Genomic DNA, 15,153 nt, shown 5'->3' with positions numbered 1-15,153 from the left:
TCTTCTGTTTTTTGGTGTTTTCTGAATGTCAATGCCTTTGTAGTTTTTTGCTACCAATACAGTACATTCTTTATTACCCCTTTAAAGAGTTATTTTTAGCTATCAGAAAAAAATATCACGAACTAAATAGACCTTTTATTAACAAAAAATATATAGCTCTCAACCTTTTCTCTTTGCTTCCATCGTCAATTTACTAGTGTAATTTCCAGCAATTTTTAAAAGTATTTTCAATGTGTTTCTGGTGTTTTATTTTTTATTCGTTTCTCTTTGGAATTAAAAGCCTCAACAGCGTGAAGAAAATATAAGGCTGTGCACATCGCTCTTTATTTTATTTATTTATTCTATTTTACAATAAGTTGACAGAAACACTTTTATACTAAATAGAGAATTTTAGATATAAAAGACAAGATCAAGGTTAATCTTTGTTAGTTTAGCGAATAGGAGATCGTTTATTTAGTTACAAGTTTATGAATGTTTTTATGAGAAAGGTGTTAGTATATCTCTCTTTACTCATTTGTGTCTAAAGTACGTTCTCTATGCTCAACAGCCCATTCTACCATTACGTCTAACACTTTATGAAAAGTTTTACCCGATTCTGTAAGCTCATATTCAACAGTAACTGGTATAGTATCAAACACGGTACGTTTTATCATACCGTTAATTTCTAAATCTTTTAACTCTTTAGAGAGCATTCTAGGAGAAATCTTGTCTATATTCCTTTCTAGCTCTTTAAAGCGTTTTTTACCGTACAATAAACTACCTATAATAGGTAATTTCCATTTGCCACTAATAACATTTAAGGTGTCATTTAATGCTAATATGTATTGTACAGAACATCTTTTAACTTCTTCTATTTGACGTATTGCTTCCATATATTTTATTGATACTATACTAAAGTATACTAGTATACTTTAGTATAGTAATTACTTTTGTATAGCAAATATATATATTTTTGATGTATAAATTTTAAAATAAGAAAATGAAACATTTAGTAATTGTAACACATCCAAATATTGAAGATTCGGTTATTAATAAATCTTGGATAAATGAATTAAAAAAACATGATGATAAAGTAACCATACATCAATTATATAAAGAGTATCCAAATTTTACAATTAATGTTCAAAAAGAACAAGAATTATTATTAAGCCATGATAATATTATTATTCAATTTCCTTTACATTGGTTTAATACCCCTTTTTTGTTAAAGAAATGGATGGATGAAGTTTTAGCTTATGGTTGGGCTTTTGGGCCTAATGGAGATAAATTAAAGAATAAAAAAATACGTTTATCAGTTTCTACAGGTGGAACACAAACAACTTATGATAGCTTTGTTTCGTTATCAGATTTATTAAAATCAGTTACAGTATCTTTTGAATTCTGTGGCTCAGAAGTGTTGCCAATGCATGTGTTTTTTGGAGCGAATGATAATCCAACCAAAGAAGATATTGATGCGAATGCAAAAAAATATGCAACATTAGTAACTAACTAAAATTTTTTAAAATGAAAAGTACAATAAAAATTTTAATATTACTTTTAATCACATTTGCTATATTTTCTTTTACAAGTAGGGTAATAAAGGAAAAAGAAGTAAAAATTAAAAGTAGCACAATTAGTTGGAAAGGATACAAAGTAGCTGGTTCTCATACAGGAATTATACAATTAAAATCTGGAGTATTGAAGTTTGATAATAATATGTTGGTAGGAGGTGAGTTTGAAATAGATATGTCTTCAATTGTTTGTACTGATTTGTCTGGTGAGTATAAAGAAAAACTAGAAGGTCATTTAAAATCAGATGATTTCTTTGGTACTGAAAAACATCCTACAGCTACCTTAGTATATACCAACGTACAAAAAAAAGAAAACAATACTTACTCAGTTACTGCAAACTTAACTATTAAAAACAAAGTACACCCTGTTTCTTTTGATATGGTGGTTTCTAAAAACAATGCAACAGCTTCGTTAAAAGTAGATAGAACCAAATACGATATAAAATATGGCTCATCTAGTTTCTTTGATAATTTAAAAGATAAAGCTATTCATGATGAATTTGATGTAACAGTTGCGTTGCAGTTTTAAAAACTATACATTGAGCACACCCCATTATAGGGTGTGTTCAAGTATCAATTAACAACCCATGAAACGTTCTCAATTTTTAAACCTCATAGGGCTAGCTTCTCTAAATTTGAGTATGAATACATTACACGATTTAAAAAAACTAACAGCTTTTTTTCCTGTTTCAGCAACCACCATGCCAGTATTGTTTTTAGGTCATGGTAGCCCGATGAACGGAATAGAAGAAAATCAATTTACAAAAGGATTTCAAAACATTTCAAAAACATTGCCCAAGCCAACAGCCATCTTATGTATTTCGGCACATTGGTATACCAAAGGAACTAAGGTTACTGCAATGCAAATTCCAAAAACAATTCATGATTTTGGCGGATTCCCTCAAGAATTGTATCAGCAACAATATCCCGCAAAAGGAAGTCCAGAATTAGCCTTAGAAACTCAAAGTATTTTACATCCTACACCAGTAGAACTAGATCATGACTGGGGATTAGATCATGGTACGTGGACGGTTTTAAAGCATCTATTTCCTAAGGCAGATATTCCTGTTATACAACTAAGTATAGATTATTCTCAAAATACACGTTATCATTTTGAATTGGCACAACAATTACGCTCGTTACGTAACAGAGGTGTTTTAATTGTAGGAAGCGGAAACATCATTCATAACTTAAGATTGATAGATTGGAAGAATTTTAATAAAGATAATTATGGCTATGATTGGGCTATAGAAGCTCATGAAACCATAAACCAATATTTGTTAGAGGGTAATTATAACCCTTTAATTAATTATGAAAAGCAGTCTAAAGCCTTTCAATTGGCAATTCCTTCGCCAGATCATTATTTGCCTTTGCTCTATGCATTAGGACTTCAACAAAAAAATGAAACTGTACAGCTTTTTAATGATAAACTATTAGCAGGTTCATTGAGTATGACTTCTTTAAAAATAAGTTAAAATAGTTTTTAAGACTACTTTTACAAGTATTTAACATTTCTTTAACTTCGTTTGGTTCGGTTTGTTCCGAACTTAAGTGTATTTTTGACTAAATTTTTAAAATAAGATGATCACTTGTAGTCAAAAAAGAGCTTTAATAGAAAAGTTAGGAGTTTTATTAGAAAGTAAAGAGCAATTGGCTCCAATTGCAGCTCAAATAAAAGCTTATATAATCCTTAAAGGAAAGTCAGGGACGACTTTTGATGATTTAGTAAGAGATTTATGTGCTAGTAAAAGTACAATTTCAACACATTTAAACCATTTACAAGACTTAAAAAAGATTGTGTATTTCACAAAAATTGGTGATAGAAAGAAATATTATATCATTAATAAGGATAGCATTTTACAAAGTATAGATGAAATGGTTGAAGCATGGGATAATCAAAAACAATTACATCTTGAAATAAGAGATTATAAAAACTGTATTAATAAATCAGAAACTATAGAAGAAACCTCAAAATTTGACCTAGATTTTCACGATGATTATATAGAATTTCTTGATGAAGCTACAAAATCACTACAAAAACTGAAAGCTAAAATAATAGAAAAGAACAGCAAAATTTAACCAAACAACATGAGAAAAATCAATCAATATTCAGTAATAATATTACTATCAATAATAGCTTTATCTAGTTGTGCTAATAAAGAACAAACAACTAAACAACAAGCACCTCCAGCTACATTTCCGGTAACAAAAATACAACCAACAACAGTAACTGGCTTTAATGAATATCCAACAACAATTGAAGGTATTGTAAATAGCGATGTAAGAGCCAAAACCTCTGGTTATATACAAAAGGTACTAGTAGATGAAGGACAAAAAGTAAAAAAAGGACAAATTCTATTTAAACTCGAAACACAATCTTTAAGTCAAGATGCAAGTGCGGCAAAAGCAAGAATAAATGTAGCTCAGGTTGAGGTAGATAAACTTATTCCTTTGGTTGAAAAAAACATAATAAGTCCAGTACAGTTAGAAACTGCAAAAGCAAATTTAGCGCAAGCAAAAGCAAATTACAGCAGTGTAACAGCCAATATTGGGTATGCAACTATAAAAAGTCCTGTAGATGGATATGTAGGCGCTATTAATTTTAGAGAAGGATCTTTAGTAAGTCCTAGCGATCCCACTCCACTAACAACAGTTAGCGATATTAGTAAAGTATATGCTTTTTTCAGCTTAAATGAAACCCAATATTTAAACTTTTTGCAAAATGCAGAAGGTAAGACACTAAATGAGAAGTTATCGAATTTTCAAGAAGTAAACTTAATTTTAGCAAACGGAACTACATATAGCGAAAAAGGTAAAATTCAAACTAGCTCTGGGCAAGTAAACCCAAATACAGGAACCGTAAGTTTAAGAGCTATTTTTAACAATCCAAACCAGCTTATTACCAATGGTAACAGTGGTAAAATACAAATACCAACTGTTTATGAAAATGCCATTGTTGTACCGCAAGCAGCTACTTACGAACAACAAGGAAACATCATGTTGTTTAAGTTAGGAGAAGCAAATAAAGCTGTAAACACCATAGTAAAGGTTAAAGCCTCTGTAGACAATTTATACGTTTTAGAAACAGGTGTAAAACCTAATGATAAAATTATAACATCTGGTGTAGGAAAACTAAGAAACGATATGGTAATTACACCAAAAGAAGTTCCTTTTACAGAAGTAACAAAGCCAGTAGCCACATTATTTAAAAACTAGAATCCCTACATTATGTTAAAAACATTTATTGAAAGACCTGTTCTTTCAACAGTAATCTCTATAATTATAGTAATGCTTGGTGTTATAAGTATCACCAGCTTACCTATAGAAGAATATCCAGATATTGCACCACCAACCATAAAAGTTGCTGCTTCCTACCCAGGAGCAAATGCAGAGACGGTTTTAGAAAGTGTTATCATTCCTATTGAAGAACAAATTAATGGTGTAGAAGGAATGACTTATATAACCTCTACAGCATCAAATAATGGTACAGCAGATATCACTGTGTATTTTGATCAAAGTATGGATGCAGATATTGCAGCGGTTAACGTTCAAAACCGTGTTGCAAGAGCAAACCCGTTATTGCCACAAGAAGTAAAACAAACAGGTGTAACCACACAAAAACAAGAAACCAGTGCACTTATGTTCCTGTCTATGTATACAGATAGTGAAGATTATGATGCTACATTTATTCAAAACTATTTAAAAATAAACGTTATACCAGCTTTACAACGTGTAAAAGGGGTAGGTGATGTAAGTGTGTTTTCTCAACAAGATTATGCAATGCGTATTTGGTTAAAGCCAGAAAAACTTGCAGCTTATAATTTAATACCTTCAGATATTCAAGCCGCATTACAAGAACAAAATCTTGAAGCTGCTGCTGGTGCTTTAGGAGAAAATAACGGTGAAGCTTTTTCTTATGTATTAACCTACAGCGGACGTTTTAAAGAAGAACAACAATATGGAGATATTGTTATAAAAGCTCTTGGTAATGGTGAGTTTTTACGATTAAATGACGTAGCTACTATTGAGCTTGATGCACAATCTTATGCCTCTAATGCAGAAAGTTTAGGGCATCATGCTGTATTCATGGGAATTTTTCAAACAAAAGGATCAAATGCTCAAGAAATTATTGAAAATGTAAAAACCACGTTAAAGGGTATTGAAAAGAATTTACCTGATGGGTTGCATATTTTTGTCCCTTACGATACTAGTTTATTTTTAAATGCTTCTATAGATAAAGTGATTAATACGCTAATGGAAGCATTCTTATTAGTGTTTTTAGTAGTGTTTCTCTTTTTACAAGATTTTCGTTCAACATTAATTCCAGCAATTGCAGTTCCAGTGTCTATTATTGGTACTTTCTTTTTCTTAAATGTTTTCGGATATTCCATTAATCTGTTAACCTTATTTGCATTAGTATTAGCTATTGGTATTGTGGTAGATGATGCCATAGTGGTAGTAGAAGCGGTACATGCTAAAATGGAAAATGAAGATAAAAATCCTAAAAGCGCTACACTTAAGGCTATGAATGAAATATCAGGAGCTATTGTATCCATAACCTTGGTAATGTCTGCAGTATTTATTCCGGTAACTTTTATTTCTGGGCCAACAGGAGTGTTTTATGAGCAATTTGGGGTAACACTAATTATTGCTATTTTAATTTCTGCAGTAAACGCATTGACCTTAAGTCCTGCATTATGTGCTTTATTGTTAAAAGAACATAAACATGATGAGGAGTTAAAAGGCAAAAATCCTTTACAACGTTTTTATACTGTTTTTAACAGAGGTTTTAATGCAACCATTAATAAATACGAAAACTCATTAGCATTTTTATACAAACAAAAATGGGTGTCGGCAGTATTATTAATTATTGCAGCCGTAGGAATTTTTTGGGCATCAAAAACAACACCTACTGGTTTCGTACCTAATGAAGACAGAGGAATTATATTTGTAAACATTGAACTACCAGCAGGAGCATCTTTAGATAGAACCGATGCTGTTACTAAAGATTTGTATGCAAAAACCCTTAACATGGAAGGGACAGTAGGCTTATCCTTTGTTAAAGGACGAAGTTTGATAAGTGGTGCAGGTAGCAACTACGCTATAGGGTTTTTAAAATTAAAAGATTGGAGCGAGCGTAAAGATCCTTCATTATCTTCTCAAGCTATCATAGGAAAATTATTTGGTATTGCATCAACCATACCAGAAGCTAACATAATATTCTTTTCACCACCAAGTATTAGAGGGTTTGGTAACTCAGCAGGTTTTGAAGTGAATTTATTAGACAAGTTTGGTGGCGAGTTTACAGATTTAGACAAGGCCAACCAAGAGTTTAGTATGGCAATAATGAAGCATCCAGAAATACAGTACGCACAGTCGGCTTTCAATACAAAATATCCACAGTATGAAATGGAAGTTAACGTGCCTTTAGCTAAAGAAAAAGGCGTTCCTGTAAATAGTATATTTTCAACTTTACAAGGATATATAGGAGGTGTGTATGCTTCAGATTTTTCAAGATTTGGAAAACAGTTTAGAGTATACATTCAATCGTTGCCAGAAGATAGAGCAAAAGCAGATGATTTAAACAGTATGTATGTAAGAACAAGTACTGGAGAAATGACACCTATTACGCAATTTGTAAGTTTAAAACGCGTATATGGTCCGCAATCTGTAACTCGTTTTAACTTATTCAATTCAACTACAATTACAGGAGCAACGAACCCTGGTTTTAGTACAGGAGATGCTATTAGAGTTATAGAAGAAGAAGCTGCTAAATTACCAAACAATTATACTGTGGCTTACTCTGGTTTAACAAGAGAAGAGGTGAATGCAGGGAACCAAACTACGTTTATTTTTGTGTTAAGTATTTTATTTGTCTATTTCTTATTAAGTGCACAATACGAAAGTTACCTATTACCCTTAGCCGTTGTATTGTCATTGCCTTTTGGAGTTTTTGGAGCCTACATAAGCACCAAGTTTTTTGGACTACAAAACAACATTTACTTTCAAATTGCCTTGATAATGTTGGTAGGTTTATTAGCTAAAAATGCCATATTAATTGTAGAGTTTGCTCTTCAAAGAAGAAAAGCAGGAGAAAGTATTGTTGATGCAGCTATTCATGGAGCCAAAGCGCGTTTACGACCTATTTTAATGACATCTTTTGCCTTTATTCTAGGATTAATGCCATTAGTATTAGCAAAAGGTGTAGGTGCCGAAGGAAACAACTCTATTGGTACTGGTGCTGCTGGCGGAATGTTAATAGGAACCATTTTAGGAGTATTTGTAATTCCTATATTATTTATGCTTTTCCAATGGTTACAAGAAAAAGTATCAAGTAAGCCTGCTATTGAAACTGTAAAAAACTAAAGACGCTTAATTATGAATTCAATTATAAATAAAACCCTTATAGTAGTGGTAATGGCCACTACATTACAAAGCTGTTTTGTAGCTAAGGACTATACGCGTCCGGAGTTAAAAGAAACAGAACATTTATACCGAACCGATAACTTACCCAAAGACAGCTTGTCTATGGCAGATGTATCGTGGAGAGATATGTTTACAGATACTTATTTAAAAGAGTATATAGAAGAAGGTCTTCAAAATAATTTAGACATTCGTGTGGCTTTACAACAAATGGCGGCTGCAGAAGCCTACATGAAACAAGGTAACGCAGGTTATTTACCTACAGTAAGTGTAAAAGCACAAGCTACGCACCAAGAACTGTCTTCTAATAGTCAGTTTGGATCATTATTTTCTTCTTTAGACCAATATGAACTTTCAGGAAACCTGTCTTGGGAAGCAGATATCTGGGGAAAAATAAGAAGCAATAAACGTGCAGGTGCAGCTAGCTATTTGCAAAGTGTTGCTGCGCATCAAGCTGTAAAAACCCAATTGGTTTCAGCAATTGCGTCAACCTACTATCAATTATTAGCTTTAGATGCACAATTAAAAATCACTAAAGAAACAATAACAGCTAGAGATAGTAGTGTAATAACTATTAAAGCTTTAAAAGATGCTGGTAATGTAACACAAGTAGCAGTAGACCAAAATATAGCACAGTACAATAGCGCTAAAGCGTTACAAATTGATTTAGAAGTGGCTATTTTTAAAACGGAAAACGCACTAAAGCTCTTATTAGGCAAACCTTCAGGTAGTGTTAGTAGAGGTGTTTTAGGCAACCAAAACTTAGAATCAGATATTATAGTTGGTGTTCCGGCAGTGTTGTTAAGAAATCGTCCGGATGTAATGGCTTCAGAATTCGGGTTAATTCAAGCTTTTGAAATGACCAATGTTGCTAAAAGTAATTTTTATCCGTCGTTAACATTAACAGCTACAGGCGGGTTCCAAAGTTTGGATATAGATAAGTTGTTAGATACTAACTCTTTATTTGCCACTCTTGTAGGAGGATTAACCCAACCTATTTTTAATAAAAGACAAATTAAAACACAGCATGAAGTTGCAAAAGCACAACAAGAACAAGCTTTGTTAAACTTTAAAAAGACTTTATTAACAGCAGGTAATGAGGTATCTAATGCACTATATAGCTACAATGCAGAAACCGAAAAGTTTGAGTACAGACAAAAAGAGGTGGAAGCTTTGCGTAATGCAGAAAACAATTCTGAAGAATTATTAACAAGCGGTTTTGCTAACTATTTAGATCTTTTAACAGCAAGACAAAGTGCTTTAAATGCAGAATTAAACGTTATAGACAATAAACTACAACAGCTACTAAGCGTAGTTAATTTATACGAAGCGTTAGGTGGTGGTTGGAAATAAAAATTCAGTTTTATTAGTTTTTTTAGTTGATTTTTTATGATTGGCAAAGAACAAATTATTACGTTCGCAGCCAATAAATTTACCCAATTTGGCAGCAAGAGGTTCTCAATGGATGAGCTTGCTGCTTTATTGGGTATTTCAAAAAAGACTATCTATAAATATTTTGATAGTAAAGAAGAATTGGTTACTGCAAGTATTGAATATTTAATATGTGAATATAATGAAGCAATAGAAAATTTAATTAATACTGAAAAGGATTCTATAACTATCATTATTTTAATGTATCAAAAAGCCTTTGAACGTTTAGTATATTTTAAACCTTCATTTATTTTTGGATTAAAAAAATACTACCCTTCAGCCAATAAAGTATTTAATGATTTTAGAGATAACTTTGTAAAAGTTAGAATATACAACCTTTTAAAAACAGCGGAAAAAAAAGGGATTTTATTAGATGATGTAAACTTGAATCTTTTTTGTGATCTTTTTTTTAAAAGATTTGAAGAAATAGCTTTTATTCACAATAACCTCTTTGAAGAATATCCTACCAAAGATTTATTAAATCATTTTATAGTGTATAGCTTAAGAGGAATTACAAAACCAAATTATACAAACCCTTTTTTTAAGTAAGAATAACTTTAAAAAAGGGTTTATACTTAATAAAATATTTTGAATTCAGATCTCCTGTTTAACTTATGTTTATTTTCAGGACAGTTTTTATTGTTATAACAATCATTTAATAATTGATTTTCACCATAGCCCTTACCTTTTAAACGGGCTCTTTCCACACCTTTTTCTACTAAATAATTAATGGTAGCTAAAGCTCTTTTATTAGAAAGGTGTAAATTATGTTTACGCGTAGCTCTACTATCGGTATGCGATAGAATTTCTAGTTTAATAGTAGGGTCTTTTTTCATGGCTGCAGCAATTTTATCCAGCTCACGTTGTGCATCTTCCCGAATGTAATATCTAGCAAAATCAAAGTAAATAGGGTTAAAATTCAGCTTTGGTGTAAAAGAAGATGTATCTTCTTTTATGATAACATCATGTATGCCGGTATCTTTTTTAACAACTGTTTCTGCTTGTTTTTCTTGCTCAGGCGCTGAGGTTATTATTTCTTCTAGAGGGGATTGATGCTTCACAATAGGCATCATTTCACACAGTGAATAAATATCGTCTTTTCCTTTTCCTCCGGGTCTGTTGGAAGAAAAATATCCTTTTTTTGTTGTATCATCTATAATGAAACTAAAATCATCAAACGGACTGTTAATGGGTTCACCTAAGTTGTAAATGCTTTCTGCAGAAATATCTTCTGATAAATTAACAACAAAAATATCCAATCCACCTAAACCAGGTCTACCATTTGAAGCAAAGTATAAATTGCCATTTTTACTCATAAAAGGAAAGGTTTCTTTTCCTTCGGTATTAATTTTATTTCCTAAGTTTTTTGGTTTTCCAAAAGAACCATCTGTATGTATTGTCACTTCATAAAGATCAGACAATCCAAAGCCACCAGGCATATCAGATACAAAATAAAGCTTAGTTTCATCAGCGTTTAATGTTGGATGTGCTACTGAATACTCATCGCTGTTAAATGGAAGTTCTTGAATATTAATCCATTCCCCTTTACCATTCTTTACGGCCTTGTATATTTTGAGTTTGATGGTTCCGTCTTTATCTTTATTAATTTTGTTGTTGGTAAAGTTATTTCTGGTAAAATAAATGGTGTTACCGTCTGTAGTAAAAGTTGAAGTAGATTCATGATATTGTGTATTTATTGAGTTAGAAAATTTGATGGGATAATTAAGAGTACCATCATTTATAATTTCACTAGTAAAAAGGTCAATGAAAAGTCTATCATCCTTTTTGTTTTTTGAACTTTTATCAGCCATTTTTTCTGATGAAAAAACCAATTGATTATGATAAAAAGTAGGAGCAAAGTTTGATAGAGGGGTATTAATATCAAGGTTTTTTATTTCATATCTCCCTGATTGTATATGAATTTTTTCAAGATAATCTAAATTACTTTCAAATAATTGTCCTCTTTTATCAGCTTGCTTTTTCAATTGATGAAATTGAGACATAATTGCATCTGCTTTATCATAATTGCCAGTAGCTTTTAAAGTATGAGCATATCTGAAATAATATTCAGAATCTATACTTTCTTCTGTTTTAAAAAGCTTTTCATACCATTTTTTAGCATTTGAAAGATCTGCCGTAAAATAATAGGAGTTGCCTAACTTTTGATATAAACTATAATCTTCTAAACCATTTTTAGCAATCTTTTCATAATCACTAATAGCACTGCCAAAATCTAAAGATTGATAATTTTTATCCGCTTTTTTAAGACTTACTTTTTGTGCAAATATAAAATAGGGTAATACTAGCACTATGTATAATAATTTTATTTTCAGTGTTTTCATAATTAAAAGATTTTAAAAGAAACGGGGTGAAAGAATTTTGTCCTTACCTTTATTAAACTCAAATCGTAATAAGACCTCAAAAGAGCCATCATTAAATGCGGTATTGCCTAATTCTGTTACTTCTTTATCATATGCAAAGCCCAACATTAAAGTATCACTAACTTGTAATCCTACAATTGCGCTCCAAGCAGCATCCCATCTGTATGCAGCTCCTAAAGTTAGTTTTTGTTTAAACCAAAAGTTGGCAGAAGCATCTATTTGTAAAGGAGAACCAGATACTGCCTTTGTAAGTAAAGCAGGTTTAAAGTTCCAATCTTCTCCTAGGTCAAAGACATAACCGGTAATTAAATAAAAGTTCATTCTTTCTTCAGCTATAAAATTATTTGAACTAGTAGATTCTTTAAAATGTTTAGTTTCAAGAAAGTTAGGAACAGAGAGTCCCATATAAAATTTATCATTATAATAATAGATTCCGGCTCCAATAGTAGGAGAAAACTGATTGTTAATATTATTACCAGAAACTAATTGTGTGGTATATTGATTAAGTTTCATAAAATCTACGTTGAGTAAATGACCTCCTAACTTTAAACCAAAAGCAAGTTTATCTCCATCATAAGAAACAGGTATGGTGTAAGAAGCCATAGCATCTATATAGGTTTCTTGTGTAGGGCCAATTTTATCATGTACAACAGAAAGACCAATACCAATTCGGTCATTTCTTAAAGGACTGTGAAGAGAAAGTGTTTGCGTTTTAGGAGCACCTTCTAAACCTACCCATTGTGATCGGTGTAATCCTGTAATGTTTAATACGCCTCTGGACCCTGCATAAGCAGGGTTTACAGAGATCGTATTATACATATATTGGGTATATTGAGCATCTTGTTGTGTATAACCTAATTCACAATAGATTAATATGAGGATGAATAGATAGATTTTTTTCATGATTTACGTTTTAATTAGTGGCTCATTTTTTACTAAAATTAGTAGTTGAAAGCGACTATTTTCTTCTATTCTTGCTCAGAGGTATCTATATATAGATGTACAGTTTTAAAGCTTCGATAAAGACCGTTTATCGATTTATATATATATAACCTGCTTTTTGTTTGTCTGTTCCATTGTTATAATTAATTACATAGAAATACGTACCTGTTGGTAATTTTGAATCGGTATATATCGTTACACGACCATTCGAAACTCCTTCAAAATAATTAGAGGCAGGGTTATAACCTTTGGTTGACCAAACTAAAACACCCCATCTGTTGTAAATTTTAACAGTATTATTAGGGTACTTTTCAATATTACCTATTACTAAAATATCATTTACACCATCTCCATCTGGAGTAATAAGCTGGTACACTTCTAAATCATCACCTACTTCAGTATTACTAACACCGGTATTGGCTTGTAAATAATCTGGAGTTCCGTTTCCATCACTGTCAAAAGCATCATTTGGATTATGGTCTTTATTTGAATCAGGATTTTCTTCTGATGTTGCTATTCCATCATTGTCATCATCCGTATCTAAATAATCAGCAACACCATCATTATCTGTATCATTTAATCCGTCTGATTGGTAATTGTCTCCCAGTTCATAAATAGTATCTACAGAGTCATTATCATCATCGGTGTCTTGGAAATCAGGAGTTCCATCGCCATCGCTATCTATTGGTGAGTTAGGATTGTCTCCAGCTTCGTATTCATCTGCTAAACCATCATTATCACTATCTAAGTCCAAAATATCTGGTGTTCCATCATTATCAGTATCTAAAAGATTGTTCGGATCACTTCCTGCTTCTACGTCATTTGGTATACCGTCTCCATCACAATCTCCTTCTGGGATCGCAGCAGGATTAGGATCGCACGCATCTAATGGATCAGAACCATTCATAGTTTCCATGCCATCATTCAATCCATCATTATCACTATCAGGATTTGAAGGATCAGTTCCCATAATTGCTTCTTCACCATTTGTTAATCCGTCGTTATCACAATCTTGATTGTCATCATTCAAACAAGCAATTACAGTAAGGGTAATAGTGGCTGTGCTACAGGTAGGTGTTGGTAAATCATCATCACAAATAGTATAAGTGAATGAGTCAATTCCTACAAATCCGTCAGCAGGAGTATATGTAAATGTTCCATCATTATTATATACAATTGTTCCGTCATTAGCAGAAGTGCTATCAAACGTAGTTAAAGTAGCGTTATCTGATAGATTGTCATTATCCAATACATTACCTGTAGTTAATGATACGCTTTCTGTAGCTTGATAGCTATCATTGTTAGCCGTTGGATTTTCAACATCATTTACTGTTACATTCACGATAGCTGTATCACAAAGTGCAGGTGTTGCATCATCACACACGGTATATTCAAACGAGTCATTTCCGTTGAAATCAGCATTCGGCGTATAGGTTACTTCTCCCGTTGCAGGATCAATAGTTACCGTTCCGTTAGCTGGCGCTGATGAGATGCTTACCGAAGCAGGATCGATGGTACTATCGATATCTGAATCGTTGGCAAGTACATTGATAGTAACCGCAATATCTTCATTAGTTGCAGCGTTATCATCCGTTGCCACTGGCGCATCGTTTGTAGCATTCACCGTTACATTCACGATAGCTGTATCACAAAGTGCAGGTGTTGCATCATCACATACGGTATATTCAAACGAGTCATTTCCGTTGAAATCAGCATTCGGTGTATAGGTTACTTCTCCCGTTGCAGGATCAATAGTTACCGTTCCGTTAGCCGGAGCTGAGGAAATGCTTACCGAAGCAGGATCGATGGTACTATCAATATCTGAATCGTTGGCAAGTACATTGATAGTAACCGCAATATCTTCATTAGTTGCAGCGTTATCGTCTATTGCTACTGGCGCATCGTTTGTAGCATTCACCGTTACATTCACGATAGCCGTATCACATAATGCAGGTGTTGCATCATCACATACGGTATATTCAAACGAGTCATTTCCGTTGAAATCAGGATTCGGTGTATAGGTTACTTCTCCTGTTGCAGGATCGATAGTTACGGTTCCGTTAGCTGGAGCTGATGAGATGCTTACCGAAGCAGGATCGATGGTACTATCAATATCCGAATCGTTGGCAAGTACATCGATAGTAACCGCAGTATCTTCATTAGTTGCAGCGTTATCGTCTATTGCTACTGGCGCATCGTTTGTAGCATTTACCGTTACATTCACGATAGCTGTATCACAAAGTGCAGGTGTTGCATCATCACACACGGTATATTCAAACGAGTCATTTCCGTTGAAATCAGCATTCGGTGTATAGGTTACTTCTCCCGTTGCAGGATCAATAGTTACCGTTCCGTTAGCTGGCGCTGATGAGATGCTTACCGAAGCAGGATCGATGGTACTATCGATATCTGAATCGTTGGCAAGT

At 32.8% G+C, this 15,153-nt stretch carries 12 protein-coding genes; 8 read left to right on the top strand and 4 right to left on the bottom strand.

Annotated elements, in window-relative coordinates; genetic code table 11:
- Window positions 1-506 precede the first annotated feature (506 nt).
- A complete protein-coding gene (locus SLH33_RS03360; protein ID WP_320417666.1) occupies window positions 507-872 on the bottom strand; it encodes a helix-turn-helix domain-containing protein in 366 nt (121 codons plus the stop codon).
- 107 nt (window positions 873-979) lie between these two features.
- Between SLH33_RS03360 and SLH33_RS03355 the strand changes: the two genes are divergently transcribed.
- The 8 genes from SLH33_RS03355 to SLH33_RS03320 all read left to right on the top strand — a co-directional run bounded on the left by SLH33_RS03355 (window position 980) and on the right by SLH33_RS03320 (window position 9,953).
- A complete protein-coding gene (locus tag SLH33_RS03355; protein ID WP_320417665.1) occupies window positions 980-1,492 on the top strand; it encodes an NAD(P)H-dependent oxidoreductase in 513 nt (170 codons plus the stop codon).
- Between the two features lie 11 nt (window positions 1,493-1,503).
- Entirely contained in the window at window positions 1,504-2,079 is a 576-nt protein-coding gene (locus SLH33_RS03350) for a YceI family protein (protein ID WP_320417664.1), read from the top strand.
- A 112-nt stretch (window positions 2,080-2,191) separates the two neighbouring features.
- Window positions 2,192-3,025 carry a 4,5-DOPA dioxygenase extradiol gene (gene ygiD / locus SLH33_RS03345; RefSeq protein WP_320417663.1) on the top strand — a complete coding sequence of 278 codons (834 nt, stop codon included), beginning with the start codon at window positions 2,192-2,194 and terminating at the stop codon, window positions 3,023-3,025.
- A 106-nt stretch (window positions 3,026-3,131) separates the two neighbouring features.
- A complete protein-coding gene (locus tag SLH33_RS03340) occupies window positions 3,132-3,629 on the top strand; it encodes a transcriptional regulator (RefSeq protein WP_320417662.1) in 498 nt (165 codons plus the stop codon).
- A gap of 9 nt (window positions 3,630-3,638) precedes the next feature.
- Window positions 3,639-4,766 carry an efflux RND transporter periplasmic adaptor subunit gene (locus SLH33_RS03335; RefSeq protein WP_320417661.1) on the top strand — a complete coding sequence of 376 codons (1,128 nt, stop codon included), beginning with the start codon at window positions 3,639-3,641 and terminating at the stop codon, window positions 4,764-4,766.
- Window positions 4,767-4,778: 12 nt separating this feature from the next.
- Window positions 4,779-7,916, top strand: a complete 3,138-nt coding sequence (locus tag SLH33_RS03330; RefSeq protein ID WP_320417660.1) for an efflux RND transporter permease subunit — start codon at window positions 4,779-4,781, stop codon at window positions 7,914-7,916.
- A 12-nt stretch (window positions 7,917-7,928) separates the two neighbouring features.
- Window positions 7,929-9,326: an efflux transporter outer membrane subunit gene (locus SLH33_RS03325; RefSeq protein WP_320417659.1), complete on the top strand. Its 1,398-nt coding sequence runs from the start codon at window positions 7,929-7,931 to the stop codon at window positions 9,324-9,326.
- 36 nt (window positions 9,327-9,362) lie between these two features.
- Window positions 9,363-9,953 (top strand): TetR/AcrR family transcriptional regulator, encoded by a 591-nt coding sequence (locus SLH33_RS03320; protein WP_320417658.1) that lies wholly within the window; start codon window positions 9,363-9,365, stop codon window positions 9,951-9,953.
- Between the two features lie 26 nt (window positions 9,954-9,979).
- Here SLH33_RS03320 and SLH33_RS03315 read toward each other — a convergent pair whose 3' ends face one another.
- From SLH33_RS03315 to SLH33_RS03305, 3 genes are all read right to left on the bottom strand, one after another.
- Window positions 9,980-11,746 carry an OmpA family protein gene (locus tag SLH33_RS03315; protein WP_320417657.1) on the bottom strand — a complete coding sequence of 589 codons (1,767 nt, stop codon included), beginning with the start codon at window positions 11,744-11,746 and terminating at the stop codon, window positions 9,980-9,982.
- A gap of 12 nt (window positions 11,747-11,758) precedes the next feature.
- Entirely contained in the window at window positions 11,759-12,688 is a 930-nt protein-coding gene (locus tag SLH33_RS03310) for a type IX secretion system membrane protein PorP/SprF (RefSeq protein WP_320417656.1), read from the bottom strand.
- A 127-nt stretch (window positions 12,689-12,815) separates the two neighbouring features.
- The coding region (locus SLH33_RS03305; protein WP_320417655.1) for a tandem-95 repeat protein at window positions 12,816-15,153 on the bottom strand (2,338 nt) is incomplete at its 5' end.

The organism is Tenacibaculum sp. IB213877, from assembly GCF_034043975.1.
GTDB lineage: Bacteria > Bacteroidota > Bacteroidia > Flavobacteriales > Flavobacteriaceae > Polaribacter.
This window is presented reverse-complemented; position numbering and strand designations above follow the sequence as displayed.

What these genes read in the sequence shown, in the direction of transcription:
- SLH33_RS03360 (WP_320417666.1), bottom strand. Translation starts at nt 872, where the DNA reads ATGGAAGCAATACGTCAAATAGAAGAAGTTAAAAGATGTTCTGTACAA.
- SLH33_RS03355 (WP_320417665.1), top strand. Translation starts at nt 980, where the DNA reads ATGAAACATTTAGTAATTGTAACACATCCAAATATTGAAGATTCGGTT.
- SLH33_RS03350 (WP_320417664.1), top strand. Translation starts at nt 1,504, where the DNA reads ATGAAAAGTACAATAAAAATTTTAATATTACTTTTAATCACATTTGCT.
- ygiD (WP_320417663.1), top strand. Translation starts at nt 2,192, where the DNA reads ATGAATACATTACACGATTTAAAAAAACTAACAGCTTTTTTTCCTGTT.
- SLH33_RS03340 (WP_320417662.1), top strand. Translation starts at nt 3,132, where the DNA reads ATGATCACTTGTAGTCAAAAAAGAGCTTTAATAGAAAAGTTAGGAGTT.
- SLH33_RS03335 (WP_320417661.1), top strand. Translation starts at nt 3,639, where the DNA reads ATGAGAAAAATCAATCAATATTCAGTAATAATATTACTATCAATAATA.
- SLH33_RS03330 (WP_320417660.1), top strand. Translation starts at nt 4,779, where the DNA reads ATGTTAAAAACATTTATTGAAAGACCTGTTCTTTCAACAGTAATCTCT.
- SLH33_RS03325 (WP_320417659.1), top strand. Translation starts at nt 7,929, where the DNA reads ATGAATTCAATTATAAATAAAACCCTTATAGTAGTGGTAATGGCCACT.
- SLH33_RS03320 (WP_320417658.1), top strand. Translation starts at nt 9,363, where the DNA reads ATGATTGGCAAAGAACAAATTATTACGTTCGCAGCCAATAAATTTACC.
- SLH33_RS03315 (WP_320417657.1), bottom strand. Translation starts at nt 11,746, where the DNA reads ATGAAAACACTGAAAATAAAATTATTATACATAGTGCTAGTATTACCC.
- SLH33_RS03310 (WP_320417656.1), bottom strand. Translation starts at nt 12,688, where the DNA reads ATGAAAAAAATCTATCTATTCATCCTCATATTAATCTATTGTGAATTA.